The 25052-nt window shown below is 72.2% G+C and carries 24 protein-coding genes; 17 read left to right on the top strand and 7 right to left on the bottom strand.

Annotated features, from left to right (window positions below; all coding sequences use genetic code 11):
* The first annotated feature begins 133 nt into the window (after window positions 1-133).
* From AB0412_RS21725 to AB0412_RS21715, 3 genes are read left to right on the top strand one after another with little or no spacing between them, the layout of a single operon-like run.
* Window positions 134-931 (top strand): lysophospholipid acyltransferase family protein, encoded by a 798-nt coding sequence (locus AB0412_RS21725; protein ID WP_366404230.1) that lies wholly within the window; start codon window positions 134-136, stop codon window positions 929-931.
* Window positions 928-1938 (top strand): NAD(P)H-dependent glycerol-3-phosphate dehydrogenase, encoded by a 1011-nt coding sequence (locus tag AB0412_RS21720; RefSeq protein WP_366404229.1) that lies wholly within the window; start codon window positions 928-930, stop codon window positions 1936-1938. Before AB0412_RS21725 ends, AB0412_RS21720 begins: the two co-directional genes overlap by 4 nt.
* Before the next feature lie 58 nt (window positions 1939-1996).
* Window positions 1997-3154, top strand: a complete 1158-nt coding sequence (locus AB0412_RS21715; protein ID WP_366404228.1) for a D-alanine--D-alanine ligase family protein — start codon at window positions 1997-1999, stop codon at window positions 3152-3154.
* 13 nt (window positions 3155-3167) lie between these two features.
* On the opposite strand, the gene AB0412_RS21710 is transcribed toward AB0412_RS21715, so the two are convergent.
* Complete coding sequence (locus AB0412_RS21710) at window positions 3168-3668, bottom strand: DUF3515 domain-containing protein (RefSeq protein ID WP_366404227.1); 501 nt, start codon at window positions 3666-3668, stop codon at window positions 3168-3170.
* 20 nt (window positions 3669-3688) lie between these two features.
* Entirely contained in the window at window positions 3689-3922 is a 234-nt protein-coding gene (locus AB0412_RS21705; RefSeq protein WP_260827575.1) for an Lrp/AsnC ligand binding domain-containing protein, read from the bottom strand.
* A gap of 206 nt (window positions 3923-4128) precedes the next feature.
* On the opposite strand from AB0412_RS21705, the gene AB0412_RS21700 reads away from it, so the two are divergent.
* Both AB0412_RS21700 and thiD read left to right on the top strand, forming a co-directional pair.
* On the top strand, window positions 4129-5094 hold the full coding sequence (locus AB0412_RS21700) for a thiamine-phosphate kinase (protein ID WP_260827576.1): 966 nt from the start codon (window positions 4129-4131) through the stop codon (window positions 5092-5094).
* Window positions 5091-5885, top strand: a complete 795-nt coding sequence (thiD, locus tag AB0412_RS21695) for a bifunctional hydroxymethylpyrimidine kinase/phosphomethylpyrimidine kinase (RefSeq protein ID WP_366404226.1) — start codon at window positions 5091-5093, stop codon at window positions 5883-5885. Before AB0412_RS21700 ends, thiD begins: the two co-directional genes overlap by 4 nt.
* Before the next feature lie 409 nt (window positions 5886-6294).
* Here the strand turns inward: thiD and rpmB are convergent, their stop codons facing one another.
* A complete protein-coding gene (gene rpmB / locus AB0412_RS21690) occupies window positions 6295-6480 on the bottom strand; it encodes a 50S ribosomal protein L28 (RefSeq protein ID WP_003993230.1) in 186 nt (61 codons plus the stop codon).
* Window positions 6481-6746: 266 nt separating this feature from the next.
* Between rpmB and AB0412_RS21685 the strand changes: the two genes are divergently transcribed.
* The gene (locus AB0412_RS21685) at window positions 6747-8513 is read left to right on the top strand and encodes a DAK2 domain-containing protein (protein ID WP_366404225.1); all 1767 of its coding nucleotides are present in this window, start codon (window positions 6747-6749) and stop codon (window positions 8511-8513) included.
* 57 nt (window positions 8514-8570) lie between these two features.
* Here the strand turns inward: AB0412_RS21685 and AB0412_RS21680 are convergent, their stop codons facing one another.
* Together AB0412_RS21680 and AB0412_RS21675 are read right to left on the bottom strand one after the other, a co-directional pair.
* Window positions 8571-11648: a tetratricopeptide repeat protein gene (locus AB0412_RS21680; RefSeq protein WP_366404224.1), complete on the bottom strand. Its 3078-nt coding sequence runs from the start codon at window positions 11646-11648 to the stop codon at window positions 8571-8573.
* Entirely contained in the window at window positions 11648-13492 is a 1845-nt protein-coding gene (locus AB0412_RS21675) for an HSP90 family protein (protein ID WP_366404254.1), read from the bottom strand. Before AB0412_RS21675 ends, AB0412_RS21680 begins: the two co-directional genes overlap by 1 nt.
* A 188-nt stretch (window positions 13493-13680) precedes the next feature.
* Here AB0412_RS21675 and recG point away from each other — a divergent pair, with 188 nt between their 5' ends.
* The 9 genes from recG (at window position 13681) to AB0412_RS21630 (ending at window position 21921) form a co-directional block, all read left to right on the top strand.
* Window positions 13681-15879 carry an ATP-dependent DNA helicase RecG gene (recG, locus tag AB0412_RS21670; protein WP_366404223.1) on the top strand — a complete coding sequence of 733 codons (2199 nt, stop codon included), beginning with the start codon at window positions 13681-13683 and terminating at the stop codon, window positions 15877-15879.
* A gap of 122 nt (window positions 15880-16001) precedes the next feature.
* Window positions 16002-16589 carry a 16S rRNA (guanine(966)-N(2))-methyltransferase RsmD gene (rsmD, locus tag AB0412_RS21665; protein ID WP_366404222.1) on the top strand — a complete coding sequence of 196 codons (588 nt, stop codon included), beginning with the start codon at window positions 16002-16004 and terminating at the stop codon, window positions 16587-16589.
* A 26-nt stretch (window positions 16590-16615) separates the two neighbouring features.
* Window positions 16616-17095, top strand: a complete 480-nt coding sequence (gene coaD, locus AB0412_RS21660) for a pantetheine-phosphate adenylyltransferase (RefSeq protein ID WP_366404221.1) — start codon at window positions 16616-16618, stop codon at window positions 17093-17095.
* 67 nt (window positions 17096-17162) lie between these two features.
* Window positions 17163-18263, top strand: a complete 1101-nt coding sequence (locus tag AB0412_RS21655) for an ATP synthase F0 subunit B (protein WP_366404220.1) — start codon at window positions 17163-17165, stop codon at window positions 18261-18263.
* Window positions 18264-18411: 148 nt separating this feature from the next.
* Window positions 18412-19056, top strand: a complete 645-nt coding sequence (locus AB0412_RS21650; protein WP_366404219.1) for a YceD family protein — start codon at window positions 18412-18414, stop codon at window positions 19054-19056.
* A 2-nt stretch (window positions 19057-19058) separates the two neighbouring features.
* Window positions 19059-19232: a 50S ribosomal protein L32 gene (gene rpmF, locus AB0412_RS21645; RefSeq protein WP_003951102.1), complete on the top strand. Its 174-nt coding sequence runs from the start codon at window positions 19059-19061 to the stop codon at window positions 19230-19232.
* 19 nt (window positions 19233-19251) lie between these two features.
* Window positions 19252-20070 (top strand): ribonuclease III, encoded by an 819-nt coding sequence (gene rnc / locus AB0412_RS21640; protein WP_366404218.1) that lies wholly within the window; start codon window positions 19252-19254, stop codon window positions 20068-20070.
* Window positions 20071-20178: 108 nt separating this feature from the next.
* A complete protein-coding gene (gene mutM, locus AB0412_RS21635) occupies window positions 20179-21039 on the top strand; it encodes a bifunctional DNA-formamidopyrimidine glycosylase/DNA-(apurinic or apyrimidinic site) lyase (protein WP_366404217.1) in 861 nt (286 codons plus the stop codon).
* A gap of 123 nt (window positions 21040-21162) precedes the next feature.
* Window positions 21163-21921: a hypothetical protein gene (locus AB0412_RS21630; RefSeq protein WP_366404216.1), complete on the top strand. Its 759-nt coding sequence runs from the start codon at window positions 21163-21165 to the stop codon at window positions 21919-21921.
* Between the two features lie 46 nt (window positions 21922-21967).
* Here the strand turns inward: AB0412_RS21630 and AB0412_RS21625 are convergent, their stop codons facing one another.
* Together AB0412_RS21625 and AB0412_RS21620 are read right to left on the bottom strand one after the other, a co-directional pair.
* A complete protein-coding gene (locus AB0412_RS21625; protein WP_366404215.1) occupies window positions 21968-22348 on the bottom strand; it encodes a hypothetical protein in 381 nt (126 codons plus the stop codon).
* A gap of 69 nt (window positions 22349-22417) precedes the next feature.
* Complete coding sequence (locus tag AB0412_RS21620; protein WP_366404214.1) at window positions 22418-23839, bottom strand: CAP domain-containing protein; 1422 nt, start codon at window positions 23837-23839, stop codon at window positions 22418-22420.
* A 161-nt stretch (window positions 23840-24000) separates the two neighbouring features.
* On the opposite strand from AB0412_RS21620, the gene AB0412_RS21615 reads away from it, so the two are divergent.
* Window positions 24001-24282, top strand: a complete 282-nt coding sequence (locus tag AB0412_RS21615; RefSeq protein ID WP_366404213.1) for an acylphosphatase — start codon at window positions 24001-24003, stop codon at window positions 24280-24282.
* Between the two features lie 376 nt (window positions 24283-24658).
* Window positions 24659-24862 carry a hypothetical protein gene (locus tag AB0412_RS21610; RefSeq protein WP_142192916.1) on the top strand — a complete coding sequence of 68 codons (204 nt, stop codon included), beginning with the start codon at window positions 24659-24661 and terminating at the stop codon, window positions 24860-24862.
* Window positions 24863-25052 lie beyond the last annotated feature (190 nt).

Raw genomic sequence — 25052 nt, 5'->3', positions numbered from 1 at the left:
CCCGGGGCATCCGGCGACCGGGGAGTCGGGGCGTACGGTGTTCTCGACAGACCGGCGGCCCGGGGCGACACTTGTGCGGCCCGCCTGGCCTCCGGGTCCAGGCCCCAACCAGGCCCTAGAGGAAGGTGTCCTTGTGCCGCGCCGCAGAATCGGCTTCTGGTACCGCTTCGCCGCGGTGATCTGCAAACCGCCGCTGGTGGTTCTGCTCAAGCGGGACTGGCGCGGAATGGAGAACATTCCGGCCGACGGTGGATTTATCACCGCGGTGAACCACAATTCGCACATCGATCCCTTCGCGTACGCGCATTTCCAGTACAACACCGGACGCGTTCCGCGATTCCTGGCGAAGAGCGGGCTTTTCAAGAAGGGATTCGTGGGGGCCGCGATGCGGGGCACCGGTCAGATCCCCGTCTACCGTGAGAGCACGGACGCGCTGAGCGCCTTCCGCGCGGCGATCGACGCCGTGGAGCGCGGCGAATGCGTCGCCTTCTACCCCGAGGGCACCCTCACCCGCGACCCGGACGGCTGGCCCATGACCGGCAAGACCGGCGCCGCCCGCGTCGCCCTGCAGACCAAGTGCCCGGTCATCCCGGTCGCCCAGTGGGGCGCCAACGAACTGCTGCCGCCGTACGCCAAGAAGCCTCACCTCTTCCCGCGCAAGACCCACCGGGTGCTGGCCGGGCCCCCGGTGGACCTGGACCGCTTCTACGACCGGGAGATGACCCCGGAGCTCCTCAAGGAGGCCACCGAGGCGATCATGGCGGCCATCACCCGCCAGTTGGAGGAGATCCGCGGCGAGAAGGCCCCCGAGACGCCCTACGACCCGCGCCGCGAGCGGATCGAGCAGCGCCGCAAGACCCGGGCGCAGTCCCGGCGGGACCGGGCGCAGGCCGACCGCGCCACCGCGCAGGAAGAGGGGCTGGGCAAGTGAGCACACCGGTCAAGGCGGCCGTCTTCGGCACCGGATCGTGGGGGACGGCCTTCGGCATGGTCCTCGCCGACGCGGGCTGCGACGTCGTGCTGTGGGGGCGGCGCCCCGAACTCGCCGAGGCGGTCAACTCCACCCGCACCAACCCCGACTACCTCCCCGGCGTCGAACTCCCCGAGAACCTGCGGGCCACGACCAACGCCGCCGAGGCCGCCCGGAACGCCGACTTCACCGTCCTCGCCGTCCCCTCGCAGACCCTGCGCGGCAACCTCGCCGAGTGGGCTCCGCTGCTCGCCCCCGGCACGGTCCTGGTGTCGCTGATGAAGGGCATCGAACTCGGCTCCGCCATGCGGATGAGCGAGGTCGTCGACGACGTCGCCAAGGTCGGCGCCGAACGGATCGCCGTGGTCACCGGACCCAACCTGGCCCGTGAGATCGCCGCCCGCATGCCCGCCGCCGCCGTGGTCGCCTGCACCGACGAGAGCGTCGCCCAGCGGCTCCAGGCCGCCTGCCACACGCCGTACTTCCGCCCGTACACCAACACCGACGTCGTCGGCTGCGAACTGGGCGGCGCCGTGAAGAACGTCATCGGGCTCGCCGTCGGCATCGCGGACGGCATGGGACTCGGCGACAACGCCAAGGGCTCGCTCATCACCCGCGGACTCGCCGAGACCACCCGGCTCGGGGTCGCCCTCGGCGCCGACCCGATGACCTTCTCCGGACTCGCCGGTCTGGGCGACCTGGTGGCCACCTGCTCCTCGCCGCTGTCGCGCAACCACACCTTCGGCACCAACCTCGGCAAGGGCATGACGCTCCAGGAGACCATCGCGGTCACCAAGCAGACCGCCGAGGGCGTCAAGTCCTGTGAGTCGGTGCTGGATCTGGCCCGCCGGCACGGCGTCGACATGCCGATCACCGAGACGGTCGTCGGCATCGTCCACGAGGGCAAGCCGCCGGTGGTCGCCCTCAAGGAGCTGATGTCGCGCAGCGCGAAGCCCGAACGACGGTGAGCGACACCGCCTCCGGGCGCTGTCTTGGCACCCTACGGGCGGGTACGCTCGTCGCGATATGAGCACCGAGAACCTCCCCCAGACTCCCGAGCAGCCGGCGCGCAAACCGCGTGTGGCCGTCGTGTTCGGCGGGCGCAGCTCCGAACACGGGATCTCCGTGGTCACCGCAGGCGCCGTCCTGAAGGCCATCGACCGGACCAAGTACGACGTCCTGCCGATCGGCATCACCCGCGACGGCCGCTGGGCGCTCACCGCCGACGAACCCGAACGCATGGCCATCGTCGACCGGCGGCAGCCCAGCGTCGAGCAGCTCGCCGAGTCGGCCGAGGGCGGCGTGGTGCTCCCCGTGGACCCCGCCGACCGCGAAGTGGTCTACAGCGAGCCCGGTTCGGTGCCCAAGGCGCTCGGCGAGGTCGACGTCGTCTTCCCGGTGCTGCACGGCCCCTACGGCGAGGACGGCACCCTCCAGGGCCTCCTGGAGCTCTCCGGGATCCCCTACGTGGGCTCCGGTGTGCTCGCCTCGGCCGTCGGCCAGGACAAGGAGTACATGAAGCGGGTGTTCACCTCCTTCGGGCTGAAGGTCGGCCCGTACGTGGTGATCCGGCCGCGCGAGTGGGAGCTCGACGAGTCCGCCGCCCGCAAGAAGATCATCGACTTCGCCGGTGAGCACGGCTGGCCGCTGTTCGTGAAGCCGGCCCGCGCGGGCTCCTCCATCGGCATCACCAAGGTCGACGACCTGTCCGGCCTGGACGAGGCGATCGTCACCGCGCAGGCGCACGACCCGAAGATCCTCGTGGAAGCCGCCCTGCGCGGCCGCGAGATCGAGTGCGGCGTGCTGGAGTTCGAGGACGGCCCGCGCGCCTCCGTACCGGCCGAGATCCCGCCGCCGGACGCGCACGCGTACTACGACTTCGAGGCCAAGTACATCGACTCCACGCCCGGCATCGTCCCCGCGCCGCTCACCGACGAGGAGACGGCCGAGGTGCGCAGGCTCGCCGTGGAGGCGTTCGACGCGGCCTCCTGCGAGGGGCTGGTGCGCGCGGACTTCTTCCTCACCGAGGACGGCGAGTTCGTCATCAACGAGATCAACACGATGCCCGGCTTCACACCCATCTCGATGTACCCGCAGATGTGGCAGGCGACCGGCGTGAGCTACCCGGAGCTGGTGGACCGGCTGGTGCAGGCGGCGCTGCGGCGCTCGACCGGCCTGCGCTGAGAGGCGGCAGTGCTCAGGAGGCGATCCCCTCGGGGATCGCCTTCTTGATGCCCGGCGCCAGATCGATCAGCACCCCCGTGCTGTCCCGGCCGTCGGTCACGCTGATCTCGACGTACGCCTCGCGGTTGGCGGTGGTGAAGCGGTACGTGTCGTCGTCCTGCTTCTCCATCAGCCAGTCGACGCCGTTCACGCCGCCCGGCATCGCGTCCGGGTCGTGGCCGTCGGCCACCTTGGGGTCGGCCATCTTCGGCGGTCGCTCGACACCGCAGCGCAGTATGATCGCCTCGCCGCCCCAGCCCGCGGTCAGTGCGGAGGCGGGCTCGGGATCGTCGCGACTCTCACCGTCCACCGTCGCAGGCAGTGCCTTGTCCAGGTTCTGACACAGCTCGGTGACCTTCGCGTCCGGGCTGGGAACCGCCGCGGACGCGTCGTCGTCTGCTGAGGAGCAGCCCGCGACGGTGATCAGCACCGCGAGCGCGGGCAGGACGGCGTGCCGGTGACGGAAGGAGTTCACCGGCACAGGGTAGACGGGGGCTACAGATGGACGACCGGGCAGGTCAGGGTGCGGGTGATGCCGTCCACCTGCTGGACTTTGGCGACCACCATGCGGCCCAGGTCGTCGACGGTGTCGGCCTGGGCGCGCACGATCACGTCGTACGGTCCCGTCACGTCCTCGGCCTGGACGACTCCAGGGATCTTGCCGATCTCATCGGCGACGGTCGACGCCTTGCCGACCTCCGTCTGGATCAGGATGTACGCCTGTACCACGGAACCTCCAGGGCGGCCACGAGGATCATGTGGGGAAAAGGAACGCCACGGTATCGCGTCGCAGCTCGCCGCGGGGAGACCTGCGGGAACCGGGCCTTGCGCGCCGGGGTACAGGCACGAGAGAAGTTGACGGTCACTTCGACCGTAGCGAGGGCGCAGACGCCTCGCGACCGGGCACGGACAGGGACAGAAGGGGAGAAAGGGCAATGAAGGGCACTGTTGGTGAGCTCGGTGAGTTCGGGCTCATCAGGGAGCTCACCTCCCGTCTCACCACCACACCGGCGGTCCGGGTCGGCCCCGGCGACGACGCCGCGGTGGTCGCCGCGCCCGACCGCAGGGTCGTGGCCAGCACCGACATCCTGCTGGAGGGCCGGCACTTCCGCCGCGACTGGTCCACGGCGTACGACGTCGGCCGCAAGGCCGCCGCGCAGAACCTCGCCGACATCGCCGCCATGGGCGCCGTGCCCACCGCGCTGCTGCTCGGCCTTGTCGTCCCGGCGGACCTGCCGGTGACCTGGGCCGCCGAGCTGATGGACGGGCTGCGCGACGAGTGCCAGGTCGCGGGCGCGGCCGTGGTCGGCGGTGACGTCGTACGCGGCGACACCATCACGGTGTCGATCACCGCGCTCGGCGATCTGCGCAACCAGGAGCCCGTCACCCGGGCCGGCGCCCAGCCCGGCGACCTCGTCGCCGTCACCGGCTGGCTCGGCTGGTCCGCGGCCGGGCACGCGGTGCTCTCCCGTGGCTTCCGCTCCCCGCGCGCCTTCGTCGAGGCCCACCGGCGCCCCGAACCGCCGTACCACGCGGGCCCGGCCGCCGCCGGGCTCGGCGCCACCGCGATGTGCGACGTGAGCGACGGGCTGATCGCCGACCTCGGGCACATCGCCGAGGCCAGCAAGGTGCGCATCGACATCCGCTCCGGGGCGATCGACATTCCTTCGCAGATGAACGACATCGGCCAGGCCGTCGGCGTCGACCCCATGCAGTGGGTGCTGACCGGGGGAGAGGATCACGCGATCGTGGCGACCTTCCCGCCGGACGTGAAGCTGCCCGCCCGCTGGAAGGTGATCGGCGAGGTGCTCAACCCCTCGGCGCTGCCCCAGGTGACGGTCGACGGGGCGCCGTGGACCAGCAAGGGCGGCTGGGACCACTTCGGGGACATCGAGTCATGATCCCCAGGGTTCTCACCGTCGCGGGCTCCGACTCCGGCGGCGGCGCGGGCATCCAGGCCGACCTGAAGACGATGCTGGCGCTCGGCGTGCACGGCATGAGCGTGATCACCGCGGTGACCGCGCAGAACTCCCTCGGGGTGCAGGGCGCCTGGGAACTGCCTGCGGAGGCCGTGCGGGCCCAGTACCGCAGCGTCGTCGACGACATCGGCGTCCAGGCGGTCAAGACGGGCATGCTGGCCTCCGCCGAACTCGTCGAGACGGTGGCCGAGTTGATCGCCGGCACGGACGCGCCGGCGGTCGTCGACCCGGTGGGGGTCTCCAAGCACGGGGATCCGCTGCTGGCGGCCTCCGCGCTGGACTCCGTACGCACCAAGCTGCTGCCCGTCGCCACGGTCGCCACCCCGAACCTCGACGAGGTGGCCCAACTGACCGGGGCGCGGGTCGAGTCGCCGGACGAGATGCGCCGGGCGGCCGCGGCCGTGCTGGCGTACGGGCCGCGGTGGGTGGTGATCAAGGGCGGGCATCTGTCCGGTGACGCCGTGGACCTGCTCACCGACGGGTCCGAGGAACACTGGCTGCGGGCGCCGCGCCACGACAACCGGCACACCCACGGCACGGGCTGCACGCTCGCCTCCGCGATCGCCTCACAGCTGGCGAAGGGGCAGCCGGTGCCGGAGGCGGTGGCGGCGGCCAAGGAGTACGTCACCGGGGCGATCGCGGCCGGGTTCGCGCTGGGGGGCGGGATCGGGCCGGTGGATCACGGCTGGCGCATCAGGCACCGGTCCGGCTGATCCGCGAGCCCGGCTCCGCGAGCCCGGCTCCGCGAGCCCGCCTCCGTGAGCCCGGCTCCGCGAGCCCGGCTCCGTGAGTCCGGCTCCGTGAGTCCGGCTCCGTGAGTCCGGCTCCGTGAGTCCGGGTGCGCGGGCACAGTCCCGCGAGCCCGGCTGCGCGGGCACGGATCCGCGGGCACGGCTTTGCGAGTACAGCCTCCGAGCATGGTTCTGCGAGCCCGGCTGCGCGGGCACGGATCCGCGGACACGGCCCCGGAGCACGGCTCTGCGAGCACTGCTTCCCGGACACGGCCCCCCGGACACGGCCCGCTGGCACGGCTCCTTCGAGCACGGCAAAAAGCCGGTCCACCCGGAGGTGGACCGGCTCAGTGCGGCGAAACCGGCTGTGGCCGCGCGCTCAGCGATAGCGTCAGCGCGAGACCTTGCCGGCCTTGATGCACGAGGTGCAGGCGTTCACGCGCTTCGGCGTCCCGCCGACCACGGTACGCACACGCTGGATGTTCGGGTTCCAGCGGCGGGACGTACGGCGGTGCGAGTGCGAGATGTTGTTGCCGAAGCCCGGCCCCTTGCCGCAGACGTCGCAGTTGGCAGCCACGGGTCACTCCAAAGACTTCAGATGCACTTACGGTTGATCCCGGCATGCCGGGACCAGAATCACGGGCTCCGGGGGAGCCCCTGGGGATCCGGGTGGCGTTGCCAGGGGAGACGCCCGATCGGATCGGGCAACCGGAGCAGCATACATCGGCTGCACCCGTAGAACGAAACTACCATGGCAGCTCAGGGGCCCGCCTGCGGCCCTCTTCCGGCGGTGAGGCCCCCACGGTCTACGCTGCGTGCCACGTCCAGCTCAGGGAGGCGCAGGTGGCGCAGGTGCCGCAGACATTCTTCGATGCTCTCGCGGTCCGTGCCTGGTGCGGTCTCGCGCTCGAGGCGCTGGGGCGCTCGCGCGAGGAGATCGACGCGATCAATGTCTACCCCGTGGCGGACGGGGACACCGGGACGAATCTCTTCCTGACCGTCGAGTCGGCCGCGGCGGCGGTGGAGGCGGTGTTCGCGGGCCACGAGGCGGGGGTCGGCGCCGGTGTCGGTGCGGGAGCGGAGCCCGGGGCCGGTCCGACGCTCGCCGACGCCGTGCGGGCGATGGCGCACGGTGCGCTGATCGGTGCGCGTGGGAACTCGGGGACGATTCTGGCGCAACTGCTGCGGGGGATGGCGCAGGTGCTGGCCGCGGACGAGGGCGCCGCCGCAGATGCCGAGGCCGCCGCCGATGCAGCCGCCGACGCCTCCGCTGACGGGGCGCGGCTGCGGCTCGCCCTGCGGCAGGCGGCCGACGCCGCCCGCCATGCCGTGGCCCACCCCGTGGAGGGGACGGTGCTGACCGTCGCCTCGGCCGCCGCCGACGCCGCCGACGCGGCGGAGGGCGACTGCGGCTCGGTGGCCCGCGCCGCCTACGAGGGGGCCCGCGCGGCCCTCGCCGCGACACCCGGCCAACTGCCCGTGCTCCGGCGGGCGGGGGTGGTCGACGCGGGCGGCCGTGGACTGCTGACGGTGCTCGCGGCGTTGGTGGGGACGTTCACCGGGGAGATGCCGAAGGAGGCGGCGGGCGCGCACGCGCGCGTGGAGCCCGCCGGACCGGACGAGGGCGCCGTCGCCGGTGACGACCTCGACCACTGCATGGACGAGGACACCGTCACCGCGCCCGGCGGCCCCGCCTTCGAGGTGATCTACCTCCTGGAGGCCGAGGACGCCTCCGTGGACCGGCTGCGGACACGGCTCGACGCGCTCGGCGACTCGCTCGTCGTGGTCGGCGGAGACGGGCTGTGGAACGTGCATGTCCACGTGGACGACGCGGGCGCCGCGGTGGAGGCGGGCGTCGAGGCCGGACGGCCGTACCGCATCCGGATCACCCACTTCGGCGCCGGTGACGTCCACACCACCCATGCCGAGCGGCCGCCCAGGGAGCGGGCCCAGCGGGCGGTCGTGGCCGTGGTGCCCGGCGAGGGCCTGGCCGTGCTGTACACCGAGGCCGGCGCGACCACCGTGCTCGCGCGCCCCGGGGAGCCGCCGGCGAGCGGCGAGCTGGTCCAGGCGGTACGGCGGGCGCACGCACGCGAGGTGGTGCTGCTGCCCAACGACGCCGAGCTGCGCCACACCGCCGCGGCCGCGGCCGAGCAGGCACGCGCGGAGGGCATCCGCGTGGCCCTCATCCCGACCCGTTCCGCGGTGCAGGGCATCGCGGCGCTCGCCGTGCACCAGCCGGACCGCCGCTTCGACGAGGACGTGGTGTCCATGACCTCCGCGGCGGGCGCGACCCGCTACGGGGAGGTCACCGTCGCCGAACGCGAGTCCTGGACCATGGCCGGCATCTGCCAGGCCGGGGACGTCCTCGGCCTGGTCGACGGCGACGTCGCGGTCATCGGTGAGGACGTCACGGCCATCGCCGCCGACGTCCTCGACCGCATGCTCGCCGCGGGCGGCGAGATGGTCACCCTGGTCCTCGGCGACGAGGCCCCCGAGGCCGTCGCCGCACACCTGGAGGCCCGGGTCCGCGAGCGTTACCTCGCCGTCGACACGGTCGTCTACCGCGGAGGCAGGCAGGGCGCGCTGCTGCTCATCGGCGTCGAGTAGCACCGTCGAATCGGGGTCGAGCGGCACCGTCGAGCAGCAGCGGTCCGCCGCGGTCCCTCAGTCGTTCTCCCGCTGCTCCGCGAGCCGCAGCAGGTGCTCCGCCTCCGCGCGCTGGTTGTGCGCGGCGTCGTCGTCCGCACGCGCGTCCTCGTACACCGCGAGTACGGCACGCGCGCGTGCGGTGGCGGCGGAGGAACGGCCCAGCTCGGTCTCCACCCAGGCCGCCGCCAGCTGTGCGCCGGTGCGCTCGTGCAGGGCGTCAGGTCCGGCGGCGTCGAACTCGGCGATCGCCCGGTCCAGCTCGGACACGGCCTCCTCCAGGGCGGCCTCCCGCGCGTCGCCCTCGGCGGTGTCGCCCGCCCACCGGACCAGCAGGTCCGCGCACTGGCGGTGGGTGTGGCCGAGCTCGGCGGTGAGCTGTAGGCGTGTCTCGTCGCCGGCCGCGTCCCGCGCCGCCGCGCACTCCGTCACCGCCTCGGTCATCAACGCCCGCGCCTGCTCCCGGTCCGCCTCCGTGCGCAGGACGAGCCAGGCACGGGCCCGCAGCGAGCGGACCAGGCCGGGGGCGTCGCCGACCGCGCGCCACAGGTCGCCCGCGCGCGCGAAGGCCCGCTCGGCCTCCTCGGGGAGGCCCGCCATCTCCAGGCTGGACGCGGCCAGATGGGCCAGCGTGGCGTGGTCCTGCTGCTCGGGCCAGTGCCGGGCGATCCCCGCGGCCTGCAACCGTCGCTCGGCCGCCGCGCGATGCTCGCCGAGCTCGCTCAGGCAGTCGCCGAGCCACCACAGCGTCTGGACGACCGCGCCGTCGCCGTGCGTCTCGGCGGTCACGTCGGGCAGCGCCGACTCCAGCACCTCCGCGGCCTCGGCCCACCGCCCCTGCCGCAGCAGAAGACCGCCGAGCTGATGCCGCGCCCAGGCGCCCAGCGCCGGCCCCTCGCCCGCCTCGTCGGCCCAGTGCGCGGCCTCGAGCGCATGGTCCGCGGCCTCCCGCACCCGCCCGAGCCCCGCGGTGACCTCGGCCAGCTGAAGGTGCAGCTGCGCCCGCCCGGCCGGTTCCACATACGGTCCGCCGTGCTCCAGGGCGGCCCGCAGAGCCCGCTCCGCCCCCTCGGCATCGCCGAGATGATGGGCGAGCTGCGCCAGCCGCGCCTCGTACTCCACGGCGAACCACGGCAGCCCCGCCGCCACGAACGCCTCGGCGGCCCGCCCGAACAGGTCGGCGGCCGTCTCCACGTCCCCGGCCCGCCCGGCCAGCTCCCCGAGCATCGCCTCGCCCTCGGCAGCCCGCGCGGCCAGCCGTACGTCCTCACCGGTGTGCCCCTCGACCAGCGCGAGCACGGCACGCACGGCGCCCTCGGCCTCCGCCAGGACGTCATTCAGGGGCGCCGCTCCCGCCGGTCCCTCCTCCGCCGCCGACCTGCCGTGGTGCACGACCTCGGGCAGCTCGTCCTGCTGAGGCGCATCCCCGGCCGCGTCGGCGTCCTCAGGTTCCCCGCCGGCCGGGACGCCCTCCAGGTGGCGCTCCGCGGCCTCCTGCACGCACCGCATCAGAATCCGCGCCCGGGCCATCAGCACCGACGCGGTCTGGCGTATCCCCGTGCCGCCGGCGGCGTAGAGGGCCAGGATCTCCTCGTGCGGGCCGGCGACCGCCGCGAGGGCCTCGTCCACCTCGCCCGCCAGGGCCCGTACGTACGCTCCACGCGCGCGTGCCGCCAGGGCCTCGCCCGGGTCGCCCGCCTCCGCGTACAGCTCCGCGGCCCGCTCGAAGAGGTGCGCGCCCTGCGGGCCGAGGCTCATCGCCTCGTGGTCGGCCACCTCCGCACGGTCCCGGGCGTCCAGTTCGGCGCTCTCGGCCGCCCGTGCCACCGCCGCCCACGCCTCCGCGGCGTGCGGCCGCAGGGTGTCCGAGAGCCGCCGTGCCTCGGCGACCAGCGCCGCCAGGCCGGGCTCGTCGGCGGGCGTGGCCGGCGACTGCGACGGCTCACCGGCAGGCGCCGCCGCCGGACGCGCCACGACCGGACCCGGCGAGCGCACGCCCAGCGGCAGCCGGTCCACCAGCGGAGGCTGGTCCATCCGCGCGCGTGCCCGGTCGCTGACGTACGTCGTGCCGTTGCGCTCGTCGAAGCGGGTCGCCAGGGCGAGCGCCTCCGCGCGCGCGTGCGCGGCGAGTTCCCCCGCGGTCCACGTCCGGCCGGACGGCCCCGGCACCTGCCGTTCCCCGAGACCGAGTTCGACGAGCCGCTCCATGAGGAGGGTCACCACGCTCAGGAAGTCCAGCTTGCTGCGCGGATGCCCCTCGTCCGTGAAGTACGGCGGACGCTCCGCGAGCAGCTCCAGACCGCGCGCCTCGTTGCCGGTCAGCGCGCAGAACTCCACGTGGTCCGCGTAGGCGCTCCGCATGCTCTCCATGGGCCGGACGAGCCGGAAGCCCCGCAGATGGTGGGCGCGCGCCTCGTCGGCGCGGCCCAGCCGCAGCAGCGGCGTCAGGGACGACGCCAGCACCGAGTGCGGCTCGTGGGCGCAGGTGAACTCGCCCTCGAGAACCGGCCGCCACAGCCGCAGCGCCTCCTCGTCCCGGCCGCACACGGTCTGCCACAAGCCCTGCCGGTGCAGCTCGCAGGCGTGGCAGTCGGCCATGGAGTCCCGGTCGGCGGCCAGCCACGCCGCATACGCCCGCTCGGCCCGCGCGAGGTCCCCGATGTGCGCGGCCACGCTGAACTCCACGCTGCGCACAGCGCGTTCGGAGTGACCCGCGAGCCGGTAGCGGTGCTCCATCTCGCCGAGCCACTTCTCGATCGAGGCGAGCGGAATGTGCGGCTGGTGGAGCATTCCGGCCGACACCCACTTGAACACCCAGTGCAGCGAGTGCGTCTCGTACGCGTCGAAGTCCTCGGGGTGTTCGTCCCACATGCGCAGCAGCCGGGCGAAGGGAACGAACATCTTCGCCTTCTCGGAGCTGTAGTTGTAGACCTCCAGCTGGTGCCTGAGCGCCTCGATGACGGCGAGCGGCTCGTTCAGCGCCTCGGCCTGTGCGAGGAGCCGCTCCGCGCGCGCGTTGCGGGCCGGTCCCTCCGGCTGCGCGGAGTTGTCCGCCAGCGCCTGGCGGAGGGCCTCCATGTCCGTGATCTCGCCCATCAGCGGCCCTCCTCCGGGTGCGTGGCCCACTCCAGCAGGCCGATGAAGGCCCGGTTCAGCAGCGCCGAGTCGGCGGGCCGCAGCGGCCGTTGGGCCATCAGCAGCGCCTGCCCGTACAGGGACTCCGTGGCCGTGCCGATCAGCTCCGGATCGCCGAGCGAGCTGATCCGCCGTACCAGCGGATTGAGATGGTTGAGCACCAGCCGGGCGCGGGGGGCGCTGCCGCGCAGGGAGCCGAGGATGCCCGCCCACAGGTCGTCGGCCTCCGCCTCCGCCTCGGCCCGGGCCTGCTCGTGCCGCGCCTCCCGGTCGTCCAGGTGCAGCGCGGGCACCGACAGCGGGTGGAAGGACCGCAGCACGACGTCGCAGCCCAGCGGGTCGAGCCTGGCCCGCGCGGCGGCCAGGAAACCCGACAGGGCCAGTTCCTCAGCCGGGTCGACCGCGTCCAGATGCGCGGTCACGGTGTCCGCGTCCAGCTCGGCGACGACGGTTCCCGGCCGCACCGAGGGCAGCGCCTCGACCAGTTCGCTGTCGTAGGTGTAGCCGCCGTTGATCACGCCGATGCCCTGCGCCGACGCGATCGGCGCGACCTGCCGGTACTCCTCGACCGTGCGCGTGAAGTGCACCACCGGGTGCCGCTGTGCGAACTCCTCCAGGGACAGCCGGCCGTCCGTCGTCTCGAACGGCAGCCACGGCAGCATCGTGCGCAGCATCTCCGCGTCGTGCCGCGCCAGCGACTTCACCCCCAGGTGGTGCACCGACAGGAACGCCGCCAGCCGCTCCGGATCACCGGCGGCAAGTCCCGTCAGCCAGGCCCGGATCCGCTCGCCCAGCGCCTCGCGCACCCCGGCCAGCGTCTCGTCCTCGTACAGCGCCTCACGCGAGGCCGTGGGCCGCAGGCTGTCCGTGTCCAGCACACAGCGCACGAAGAACGCCCAGTCGGGCAGCAGCTGTTCGGCCCGCTCGGTCAGCAGCATGCCCTTCAGATGCACCCGGTGCCCCGCGCGCTGCGCCGGACTGACCGCCGACGGCAGGACGTACGCCACCCCGCGGATCCCGGCCAGCGGCACGTCCAGGTCGATGGTGTCCAGCGGCGTGAAGCCGAACAGCCCGTGGCAGTGCCGCGCCAGCGCCACCCTGCGCGCGGCGGGACTCGGATACGACCGGTCCCACGGCGCCGGCAGATCGGTCACCGCCTCCTCGCCCACGCGCACGTCGTACGGCAGCAGCGAGCCGAAGTCCCGGGCCAGCGACAGCACCCGTTCCTCGGTCAGCCACTCGGCGGCCCCGGCCCGCGCCACCAGGTGCACGGTGGTGCCCGGTTCGGGCCGGGCGTCGTCGGGCAGCGTGCGCACGGTGTACGAACCGTCGTCGCACGCCGTCCACTCCACCGGCCGCGCGTCGGGCGTACGGGCGCTGCGGCTGACCACCCGGATCCGCTCGGCCACCACGAAGCACGCCAGCAGACCAATGCCGAACTGCCCGAGGAAGTCCGAACGGGCCTCCTGCAGCCCCTCGGCACGCTTGGAGCTGCGCCCGATGGTCGCGAGCAGACTGTGCACGTCCGCCTCGGTGAGCCCCACCCCGGTGTCCTCGACCCGCAGCGAGCCGCCGTCGGCGGACAGCCGCACGTGCGCCGGGGCGTCCGGCTGCTCGGCCCGCCTGGCCGTGATGGCGTCCACGGCGTTCTGCAGCAGCTCGCGCAGATAGACCCTGGGGCTGGAGTAGAGGTGATGGGAGAGCAGGTCCACCAGGCCGCGCAGATCGACCTGGAACGTATGAGGTGGCTGGGGTGATCGGGGTGAGTGAGCTGCCTGGGATGACTGAGAGATCTGGGAGTCCATCGTCACGGCGCCGGTGGGGGGCTCGCTGCGGCGCGGGGTCGGGCGGCCCCGGTGGGGCGGTGACCGCGAAGGGATGACCGGAGCGCGCCATCCTAGGGCCCCGCAGAGCCGTCTGACCAGCGATTTCCCCGGAACTTTGGCAAAACCGGAGGTCCGGTGTTCCCGCATTGTCAGTGCCGTGGTGTGCAATGGATCTCGTGCCCGCACTGGAAGAACCACTGAGGAAAGTGCTCGGCCCCGCCACCGCGAAGGTGATGGCCGAGCATCTCGGCCTGCACACCGTCGGCGACCTCCTCCACCACTACCCGCGCAGATACGAGGAGCGCGGACAGCTCACGCACCTCGCCGACCTCCCCATGGACGAGCACGTCACGGTGGTCGCCCAGGTCGCCGACGCCCGCCTGCACACCTTCGCCTCGGCCAGGGCCCCGCGCGGCAAGGGCCAGCGCCTGGAGGTCACGATCACCGACGGCAGCGGCCGTCTCCAGCTGGTCTTCTTCGGCAAGGGCGTCCACAAACCCCACAAGGAACTCCTGCCGGGCACCCGCGCGATGTTCGCCGGCAAGGTCTCCGTCTTCAACCGCCGCCTCCAACTCGCCCACCCCGCCTACGAGTTGCTGCGCTCAGACGCGGAGGAGACGGTCGAGACCTGGGCCGGCGCGCTCATCCCGATCTACCCCGCCACCGCCAAGCTGGAGTCCTGGAAGATCGGCAAGGCCCTCCAGACCGTCCTGCCCAGCGCCCAGGAGGCCGTCGACCCGCTCCCCGACTCCCTGCGCGAGGGACGCGGACTGGTCCCGCTGCCCGAGGCCCTGCTGAAGATCCACCGCCCGCACACCAAGGCGGACATCGAGGACGCCCGCGCCCGCCTCAAGTGGGACGAGGCCTTCGTCCTCCAGGTCGCCCTCGCCCGCCGCCGCCACGCCGACGCCCAACTCCCGGCGGTGGCCCGCAGGCCGACCCCCGACGGTCTCCTCGCCGCCTTCGACGACCGCCTCCCGTTCACGCTCACCGAGGGCCAGCAGAAGGTCTCCAAGGAGATCTTCGACGACCTGGCGACCGAACACCCGATGCACCGGCTGCTCCAGGGCGAGGTCGGCAGCGGAAAGACGATGGTGGCCCTGCGCGCCATGCTCGCCGTCGTCGACGCCGGGGGACAGGCTGCGATGCTCGCGCCCACCGAGGTGCTCGCGCAGCAGCATCACCGGTCGGTCACCGAGATGATGGGTGAGCTCGCCGAGGGCGGCATGCTGGGCGGCGCGGACAACGCCACCAAGGTCGTGCTGCTCACCGGCTCCATGGGCGCGGCGGCCCGCCGCCAGGCCCTCCTCGACCTGGCCACGGGCGAGGCCGGCATCGTCATCGGCACGCACGCGCTGATCGAGGACAAGGTCCAGTTCCACGACCTGGGCCTGGTCGTCGTGGACGAACAGCACCGCTTCGGCGTCGAACAGCGCGACGCCCTGCGCGGCAAGGGCAAGCAGCCCCCGCATCTGCTCGTCATGACCGCCACCCCCATCCCGCGCACGGTCGCCATGACCGTCTTCGGCGACCTGGAGACCTCCGTCCTCGACCAGCTCCCGGCCGGCCGCTCACCCATCGCCAGCCATGTCGTCCCGGCCGCCGACAAGCCCCACTTCCTGGCCCGCGCCTGGGAACGCGTCCGCGAGGAGGTCGCCAAGGGCCACCAGGCCTACGTGGTCTGCCCGCGCATCGGCGACGAGGCCGAGGAAGCGAAGGCGCGGAAGTCCCCCGAGGACGAGGCCGAGAAGCGGCCGCCGCTCGCCGTCCTGGACGTCGCCGACCAGCTCGGCAAGGGGCCGCTCGACGGGCTCAGGGTCGAGGTGCTGCACGGCCGTATGCCGCCCGACGACAAGGACGCCGTCATGCGCCGCTTCGCCGCGGGGGAGACGGACGTCCTGGTCGCCACCACCGTCATCGAGGTCGGCGTCAACGTCCCCAACGCCACCGCCATGGTGATCATGGACGCCGACCGCTTCGGCGTCTCCCAGCTGCACCAGCTGCGCGGCCGCGTCGGCCGGGGCTCGGCCCCCGGCCTGTGCCTGCTGGTCACCGAGATGCCCGAGGCGAGCGCGGCCCGCCGGCGCCTGGACGCGGTCGCGTCGACGCTGGACGGCTTCGAACTCTCCCGCCTCGACCTCGAACAACGCCGCGAGGGCGACGTCCTCGGCCAGGCCCAGTCCGGCACCCGCTCCAGCCTGCGCATGCTCGCGGTCATCGAGGACGAGGAGATCATCGCGGAGGCGAGACAGGAGGCGGCGGCAGTGGTGGCGGCGGACCCGGAGCTGGAGCGCCTGCCAGGCTTGCGCACGGCCCTGCAGGCCCTCTTGGACGAGGAGAGGGAGCAGTTCCTGGAAAAGGGGTGAACCGGACTGACCTCAGGGGCGCGGGGCTGTGTTCGATATGCGGCAACCGCCGCGGGCACGAGCGACTACGACGGACCGACTGCCACACTGGATCCGTAATCACCCACGACCAAGGACCCAAGATGACCCGCGTGATCGCCGGCACAGCCGGCGGACGTCGACTCGCCGTACCCCCTGGCACCGGAACCCGCCCCACCTCCGACCGCGCACGCGAAGGTCTCTTCTCCACCTGGCAGTCCCTCCTCGGCGGCCCCCTGGACGGCGAACGCGTCCTGGACCTGTACGCCGGCTCCGGAGCCGTCGGTCTGGAGGCCCTCTCCCGCGGCGCCGGCCACGTCCTCCTCGTCGAGTCCGACGCACGAGCGGCCCGCACCGTCCGCGAGAACGTGAAGAGTCTCGGACTCCCCGGCGCCGAAGTGAGAGCGGGCAAAGCGGAACAGATCATCCGCACGGCACCCCCGCAGGCCCCGTACCACATCGTCTTCCTCGACCCCCCATATGCGGTCACGGACGACGATCTTCGCGAGATTCTGCTCACACTCCGCTCGGAAGGCTGGCTCGATAAGCAAGCGCTCGTCACCGTGGAGCGCAGCACCAGAGGCGGGGAATTCAGGTGGCCGCCCGGCTTCGACGCCATCCGCTCCCGCCGCTACGGCGAGGGAACGTTTTGGTACGGTCGCGCCGCCTCTACGTGCGAAGACGCACGATGACCGGACCGGAGAGCGAGGGAACACAAGTGCGCCGCGCCGTATGTCCCGGGTCGTTCGACCCGATCACCAACGGACACCTCGACATCATCTCCCGCGCCTCCAGGCTGTACGACGAGGTCTACGTCGCGGTGATGATCAACCAGTCGAAGAAGGGCCTGTTCGAGATCGACGAGCGGATCGATCTGATCCGCCAGGTCACCTCCGAGTACGCCAACGTCCGCGTCGAGGCCTTCCACGGCCTCCTCGTCGACTTCTGCAAGGAGCGGGACATCCCCGCCATCGTCAAGGGCCTGCGCGCCGTCAGCGACTTCGACTACGAGCTGCAGATGGCCCAGATGAACAACGGCCTCACCGGCGTCGAGACCCTCTTCGTGCCCACCAACCCCACCTACAGCTTCCTGTCCTCCTCCCTGGTCAAGGAGGTGGCGGCCTGGGGCGGCGACGTCTCCCACCTGGTGCCGCCGATCGTCCTCGAGGCACTCGGCAAGCGCCTGCGCAAGGACTGACGGGGCCACCCGGGGCTACAGTCGTCCCGTCCGTCTCCAACACAGCTGTAGAGAGTGGCGAGCACAGGTGGACGTGCAGAAGAAGCTCGACGAGATCGTCGCCGCGGTCTCCGGCGCCCGGTCGATGCCCATGTCGGCCTCGTGCGTGGTCAACCGCGCCGAACTGCTCTCGATGCTGGACGAGGTGCGCGCGGCCCTGCCCGACTCCCTCGCCCAGGCACGGGAGGTCATCGGCGACCGCGAGCAGATGGTCGAGCAGGCCCGCCAGGAGGCCGAGCGGATCATCCAGTCCGCGCACGCCGAGCGCAACTCCCTGATCTCCGACACCGAGATCGCCCGCCGCTCCCAGGCCGAGGCCGACCGGATCCTCGCCGAGGCCCGCAAGGAGGCCGAGGAGATCCGCGCCGAGGCCGACGACTACGTCGACTCCAAGCTCGCCAACTTCGAGGTCGTCCTCACCAAGACCCTCGGCTCGGTCGGCCGCGGCCGCGAGAAACTGCTCGGCACCGGTCCCGGCCTCGACGAGCAGGGCTACGAGGACGAGGACGCCCCCGAGCGCAGCCACGACCCGGAGACCCTGCGGCGCACCGCCGACGAGTACGTGGACGTCAAGCTGGGCGCCTTCGAGGCGGTGCTGGCCAAGACGCTGGAGGCGGTCGGCCGCGGCCGCCAGAAGCTGCACGGCCGGATCGCCTCCGACGACCTGGGCGCCCTCGCCGACGACACCAGCACCCGCCAGCACTCCAGCGACGCCGACTACCTCGCCGATCTGGCCGCCGTCGCGGACCAGGAGACCCCGTCCGCGGCCCGGTCCGTACCGCAGCAGCGGCAGGAGTACGCCCAGCCCCAGCACCAGGCTCAGCAGCACCAGCCCCAGCACCAGCCCCAGCCGGAGCCCGCTGCCTACGGCTACCAGCAGCAGGACCCGTACGCCGGCTACCAGCAGCAGACGTACGGCGGGCCGGACGCGTACGGCTACCCGCAGGCCGACCCGTACGCGGCGTACCAGGGCTACGACGCCCAGCAGCAGACGTACGACCCGAACCAGGTGCAGCAGCCCCAGCAGGCGCAGCAGCAGGGCTACGCCCTCGACGAGACCAGCCTCTTCGACACCAGCATGATCACGCCCGAACAGCTGCGTGCGTACGAGCGCGAGCGGGGCCTGTAGGGGCCGGTCGGGCCGGCGCAGGGCCCGATTGGGCCGAGAGCGAAAGGTCCAGTATCCTGGCTCTTCGGTCGCGCGTATGCCCGCGATCAACGCTGCCCTGGAACACCGCGCGGCAGCGCTCCTCTGAGTTCGAAGACCGAAAGCAGGAATGGCCCTGAACGCCCGCCTCGACCACCGCAACCCCCTCGTGTTCGACACGCACGAGCTGGGTCGGCGGCCTGGTGCGCTGCAGCGCCTGACCCGCACGGTCGACGCTCCCAAGGACCTCGGTATCGCGGGAGTCATCGGAGTGCCGGAAGGCGCCCCGGTGGAGCTGGAGCTCCGCCTCGAGTCGGTCATGGAAGGTGTGCTCGTCACAGGCACCGCCCGTGCGACGGCCGAGGGGGAGTGCGTAAGGTGTCTGGAGCCGCTCGAGCTGGACCTCGATGCGGACTTCCAGGAGATGTTCTCGTACCCTGACGCCGACGACCGGGGCCGCGTGATCGCGGAACCGGCCGGCGACGCCGAGGACGACGAGGACAGGCTCTTTGTCGAGGACGGTCTGATCGACCTCGAGACCGTGCTGCGCGATGCGGTGGTGCTCGCACTGCCGATGCAGCCGGTGTGCCGGGAGGACTGTGCGGGTCTGTGTTCCGAGTGCGGAACCAACCTGAACGACAACCCGGACCACCACCACGACGCCGTCGACATCCGTTGGGCGGCATTGCAGGGACTCGCCGACACCATGAAGGACGGCGAGAAGGACGAGATGAGCGGCGCCGAACCGGGCGTCGACGAGAAGCAGGAGAAGTAGCCGTGGCTGTTCCGAAGCGGAAGATGTCGCGCAGCAACACGCGCCACCGCCGGTCGCAGTGGAAGGCTGCGGTCCCCACCCTGGTTGCGTGCGAGCGCTGCCACGAGCCCAAGCAGCAGCACATCGCGTGCCCGTCTTGCGGCACCTACAACAAGCGCCAGGTCCTCGAGGTCTGAGCGGCTGGTGAGAGGCACTGTGTCCACGCCGAAAAAGAACTCTGCGGACAACCAGGCCTCGTCCCACACGCTTCTGGAAGGGCGGCTCGGCTACCAGGTCGAGTCCGCCCTTCTGGTGCGTGCGCTGACCCACCGTTCCTACGCGTACGAGAACGGCGGTCTGCCGACGAACGAGCGGCTGGAGTTCCTAGGTGACTCCGTCCTCGGCCTCGTCGTCACGGACACGCTGTACCGCACCCACCCCGACCTGCCCGAGGGCCAGCTGGCCAAGCTGCGGGCCGCGGTGGTCAACTCGCGTGCGCTGGCGGACGTGGGGCGCAGCCTCGACCTGGGTTCCTTCATCCGGCTCGGCCGCGGTGAAGAGGGCACGGGCGGCCGGGACAAGGCCTCCATCCTCGCCGACACCCTCGAAGCGGTGATCGGCGCGGTCTACCTCGACCAGGGGCTGGAGTCGGCGGCGGAGCTGGTGCACCGTCTGTTCGACCCGCTGATCGAGAAGTCCTCCAACCTCGGCGCCGGCCTGGACTGGAAGACATCGCTCCAGGAGCTCACCGCGACCGAAGGGCTCGGCGTGCCCGAGTACCTGGTCACGGAGACCGGCCCCGATCACGAGAAGACCTTCACTGCTGCCGCCCGCGTCGGAGGCGTCTCGTACGGCACCGGCACCGGCCGCAGCAAGAAGGAGGCGGAGCAGCAGGCCGCCGAGTCCGCCTGGCGGTCCATCCGCGCCGCGGCGGACGAGCGCGCCAAGGCGGCGGCCGAGGCCGAGGAGGTCGTGAAGACCGCCGAGGCCCGAGCCGCCCAGCAGAACGCCGACGCCCCGTCGGCCTCCGCCTGACAGGACAGAGAAGCAGTCACACCCGAGCGCCCGCCCCTCGACGGGGCGGGCGCTCGGGGCGTACACCGGTCCTCGCGGAGGGGACCGTACGGGACCGGAGGGGACACCATGCCCGAGCTGCCCGAGGTGGAGGTCGTACGGCGCGGACTCGAACGGTGGGTCGCCCACCGGACCGTCGCCGAGGCCGAGGTGCTGCATCCGCGCGCCGTGCGCCGCCACCTCGCGGGCGCCGACGACTTCGCGCACCGCCTCAAGGGCCACCGCATCGGCACCCCCAGCCGCCGCGGCAAGTACCTGTGGCTGCCGCTGGAGGACACGGACCAGTCGATCCTGGCCCACCTCGGCATGAGCGGCCAGCTGCTGGTCCAGCCGCACACCGCCCCGGACGAGAAGCACCTGCGCATCCGCGTCCGCTTCACCGACGCCCTGGACACCGAACTCCGGTTCGTCGACCAGCGCACCTTCGGCGGTCTGTCGTTGCACGACAACACCCCCGAGGGCCTGCCCGACGTCATCGCGCACATCGCCCGCGACCCGCTCGACCCGCTCTTCGACGACGAGGCCTTCCACCAGGCACTGCGCCGCAAGCGCACCACGATCAAGCGGGCGCTGCTCGACCAGTCGCTGATCAGCGGCGTCGGCAACATCTACGCCGACGAGGCGCTGTGGCGCGCCCGCATCCACTACGAGCGCCCCACGGCCGGCTTCACCCGCCCGCGCACCACACTCCTCCTGGGCCACGTCCGGGACGTCATGAACGCCGCCCTGGCCGTCGGCGGCACCAGCTTCGACAGCCTCTACGTCAACGTCAACGGTGAGTCCGGCTACTTCGACCGCTCGCTGGACGCCTACGGCCGCGAGGGCCTGCCCTGCCGCCGCTGCGGCACCCCCATGCGCCGCCGGCCCTGGATGAACCGCTCCAGCTACTTCTGCCCGCGGTGCCAGCGACCGCCGCGCTCGGCGCCGTAGCCCTCCCGCCGTGTACGGCAGCCCGTCGGCGGGGCGGCTCGGTCAGGCCCGCGTGGCGCTGTCAGTGGCCCGTACTACCGTGCGTGCATCGCCCGTCGATCTTCGTCGCCCCGAGGAGCCGTGATGCCCGCACAGATACCCGAGCCGCCCATGAAGGATCTGATACCGGGGCACGCGGACCTCGCCCGGGAGACCACCCTGCTCAACCCGGAGCCCGGCGACCCCGGTGTCCGGGACAGCTCGCTGGGGGGCGCGCTGCTGTGGCCGGCGGACGAGCCGTGGCCGTACTGCGCGCAGGAGGACCACTGGACGTCCGGGTCCGACTGGCGCGACCCCACCGAGATCGTCCCCGGCGCGGTGCCGATGGTGCCGGTCCTCCAGCTGTTCGCCCGCGACGTGCCGGGGCTGGAGTTCCCGGAGGGGAAGGATCTCCTGCAGCTGGTGTGGTGCGCGCTGATCCACGAGCAGGATCCCGGGCCCGTGATGCCGCGGCTGTACTGGCGCAACGAGGCGGAGGTCACGGCCGGCGGGCTGCTGACCGAGATCCCGGGGGTGAGCGAAGGGGAGTACGACGAGGACCACATGCCGGAACCGTCCACGCTGTCCCCGACGACCGCTGCGGACTACCCGAGCCGCCACGACCTGCCCGGGCAGCTGCGCGAGACCCCGCTGCCCGACTCCCACCTCATCGGGACGAAGGTCGGCGGCTGGCCCGCCTGGACGCAGCCCGCCGACTGGCCCGACTGCGACAGCGGACACCGCATGGAGCACCTTCTGACCATCACCGGCGACATCCAGCTGGGCGACTGCGGCGGCGTCTACTTCTTCCACTGCCGCCGGTGCCCCGGCCTGCCCTGGGACTGGCGCTTCGACTGCCACTGACCCACAGGGCAGAGGGAGTGCCCGGGTGCCGGGCGCTCCCGGCCCGTCACGGGCTGGAGACGGCCAGTGCGTGACCTCCGAGCACCACGGCGGTGATCAGGCAGACGACGGTGACACCGGCGGCCACACGCCGCCCCGGACGCCACCGGCGCGGCAGGCAGAGCACCAGTACCGCCGCGACCCACGCGACGGACACCACCCGGGGGAGCCACGTCGCGGCCCGGTCGTTGACCAGGTGACAGTGCTCGGCCCGTGGCCCGCCCACGCCGAAGTAGAACAGACAGTCGTTCCCGAAGTTCTCCGACAGCAGCGCGGTGAGCCCCCACCACACCGTGGTGAGGACGGCCGCGCCCACCGCGACGGCGAGGAACGAGCACCCGCCCGGACCACGCGACGCGACCGCGTCCGCACGCCGCCTGCTGATCACCTACTGACCACCTACTGATCACCGGCTCGTCTCACCGGCCGGCGGCCAGGCCCCTGACCCGCGGTCGTCTCAGTAGCCGAAGTTCTGCGTCCACCACGGGCCGCCCGAGCCGAAGTGCACGCCCACGCCCAGGGTCTTGAAGTCGCAGTTCAGGATGTTCGCCCGGTGGCCGGGGCTGTCCATCCAGGCCTGCATCACGGACGCGGCGTCCACCTGGCCGCGGGCTATGTTCTCGCCGCCCAGGTCGGCTATCCCGGCCCGCTGCGCGCGGTCCCACGGGGTGTCGCCGTCGGGATCGGTGTGGTCGAAGAAGCCCCGCCGGGCCATGTCCTCGCTGAACGCCGCGGCCAGGTCGCCCAGGGCGCTGTTTGCGGTGACCGGGCGGCAGCCGGCCTTCGCCCGTTCCTCGTTGACCAGCGCGAGGACCTGCGCGGCGGCCGCGGCCTCCGTCGCCGTCGCCACCGGGTTCTTCGCCCGCTCCGACTTCCCCGGCTTCTCCGCCTGCTCGGGCGCGGCCTCGCGGGTCGGCGCCTCCTCGGGCTCCTTGCTCGGCGTCTGTACGGGCTGCTTCTTCTCCGGCGTCTTCGTCGGCGCGGCCTCGGGGGTCGACGGGGACGGGTTCGGCGACGTGGAGCGCTCGGAGTCACGGCTCGCCGGGTTGCCGGCCTCGCGGCCCGGGCTCTCCAGACTGCCGGAGGTGCCGCCCTGCTCGGTGGGGGAGTTGGTCGGCGAGTCCCCCGCCTGCACGCTGTCGCCGGCGGTGCTGCCGCCGCCCAGCTTGTAGTTCTCCAGCCCCGGCACCGCGCCCGTGGCGACCGCGACCGTGCCGAGGGCGACCGCGGCGGAGACGCCGAGCAGGCCGGTGCGGACGGGCGCCGGGCCCTTCTTCCGGCGCCGGTGCACACCCGCACGCGGGGCGCCCGCGTCGGGTGCGTAGGTGTCGTCCGGGAAGGGGGCGCTGCGGAAGGCCCCGCCGGTGAAGTCGCGGTTCGAGAAGCTGCTGTCGGAGAAGCCGGTGGCGGTCGGCAGCCTGCTGGTGGACCAGCCGTCGTCCAGGAGGCCGCGGTCCGCGAGCCCGCGGTCCGGGGAGTGGCCGGCGTCCGCGTGGTGTCCGGTGTCCGGGAAGCGGCTGTGCGAGAAGCCGCCGCTGTCGGAGGAGTTCGGGAAGCCCGAGAAGCCGGTGCCGGCGAAACCGCCCTCCGCGACCGCACCGCCCGAGAAGTCGTCCGAGAGCCCGTGCCCGGCGAAGGCGGCCGTGCCGGCGCTTGCCGCGCCGTCGTCCGTCGCGAAGAGGTAGGCCTCGCTCTTCGCGTACGTCTCGGCGTACGCCTCCGGGTTCAGATACGGCGCGATGCCCATCGTGGGCGTGGTGTCGTCCGGCTGAGCGGTCAGCGGGTCGTAGCCGCCGTCCAGGGAGCCGTCGTGATGAGTGACCCCCGTGGCGCGGCCCCTGGCGGCGCGGCCGGCGGCGGAGCGTCGGTGGCGTCCCATGTCCTGGCCTTCCTCGTCCTTGCGGTCGACTCGTCCTCGCGATCAACACGAAACTCACACGAACGAGTGAGTTTCATATGAGATTCATTGGGTCGGGACGGTACCGCATGGCGCCAGGGGATGGAGTGTCCGGTGTGACATTGTCCGGTTAGGTTGCAGTCATGAGCGAGGATGTGCGACTGGTCGCCTGGGTGCGAGGCCGTGTCCAGGGTGTGGGTTTCCGCTGGTTCACCCGCGCCAAGGCGCTGGAGATCGGCGGCCTGAGTGGTTTTGCTCTCAATCTGGGCGACGGGCGGGTCCAAGTGGTCGCCGAGGGCTCCCGTGACCGCTGTGAAGGCCTTCTCGACTGGCTCCAGGGCGGCGACACGCCCGGGCGCGTGGACGGGGTCACCGAGATCTGGGACACACCTCGCGGCGGCTACGACGGCTTCGCCATCCGCTGACCCCGCGGTCCGTCGGGGGCGCGGCCGGCCCCGGCGGACCGGTCCTTCGGCTCCGCAGAACGGAAAAGTCCTGGTGGTTGCCAAGGAGGGCTTGCCGTGGGAGGCTCCAGCCGCAAAGATGATCGCCACGCCCCGAGGACCCGCAGGAGTCGCGGCGCCGCCGAATCCGGCCGTGCGCACCCGGTTGTCCGCCAATACGGGGCGTGATCGTGTTGACCGTCAAACTTTTTGGTGAGACGCTGAAAGCCCCGCGCACCTTAGCTGTTTGGCATGGCTGAACGGCAGCACAACTCCAGGCCTGCCAAGCACCGCGGGTGCGAATCCCTCACGACCCACACCGCATCGGTCGGTCACTCAGTGTGGAGGACCATCCATCATGGCAAAGGCGCTTCTCGGTTACGTCGGCGGCTCCGACCCTCGACTCCTCGCCGAGATGCGACGGCTCCAGCAGCGCGTCCAGGACCTGGAATCCGAGCTCGTACGCATCCAGGCCGAGAACGACGCACTGACGGCTGCCGCTTCTCACGACAGGATCATGGAGAGCGTTGACGCACACCAGGCGGAGCCTGCGCTCACCTGATCACTGCACCGCTCCACAACAGCACAGCAGTGGTCGGGCCGCCCGTCACAACCGCCACGTTGTTCAGAAGTGCAAGGGACGCCTCGGCGTCCCTTCTTTCTTGCCCTCCCGCGCCCCCGCGCCCCGGGCCCGCCCGTCGAGGCGGTGCTTGTTGTCCCGCGCATCCTTTCACCGTCTTTAACGTCTGGTC

The organism is Streptomyces sp. NPDC052012, assembly GCF_040689265.1.
Classification (GTDB): domain Bacteria; phylum Actinomycetota; class Actinomycetes; order Streptomycetales; family Streptomycetaceae; genus Streptomyces.
Note: the sequence above shows the minus strand (reverse complement) of the source record. Positions and strands in the feature narration are given on the sequence as shown.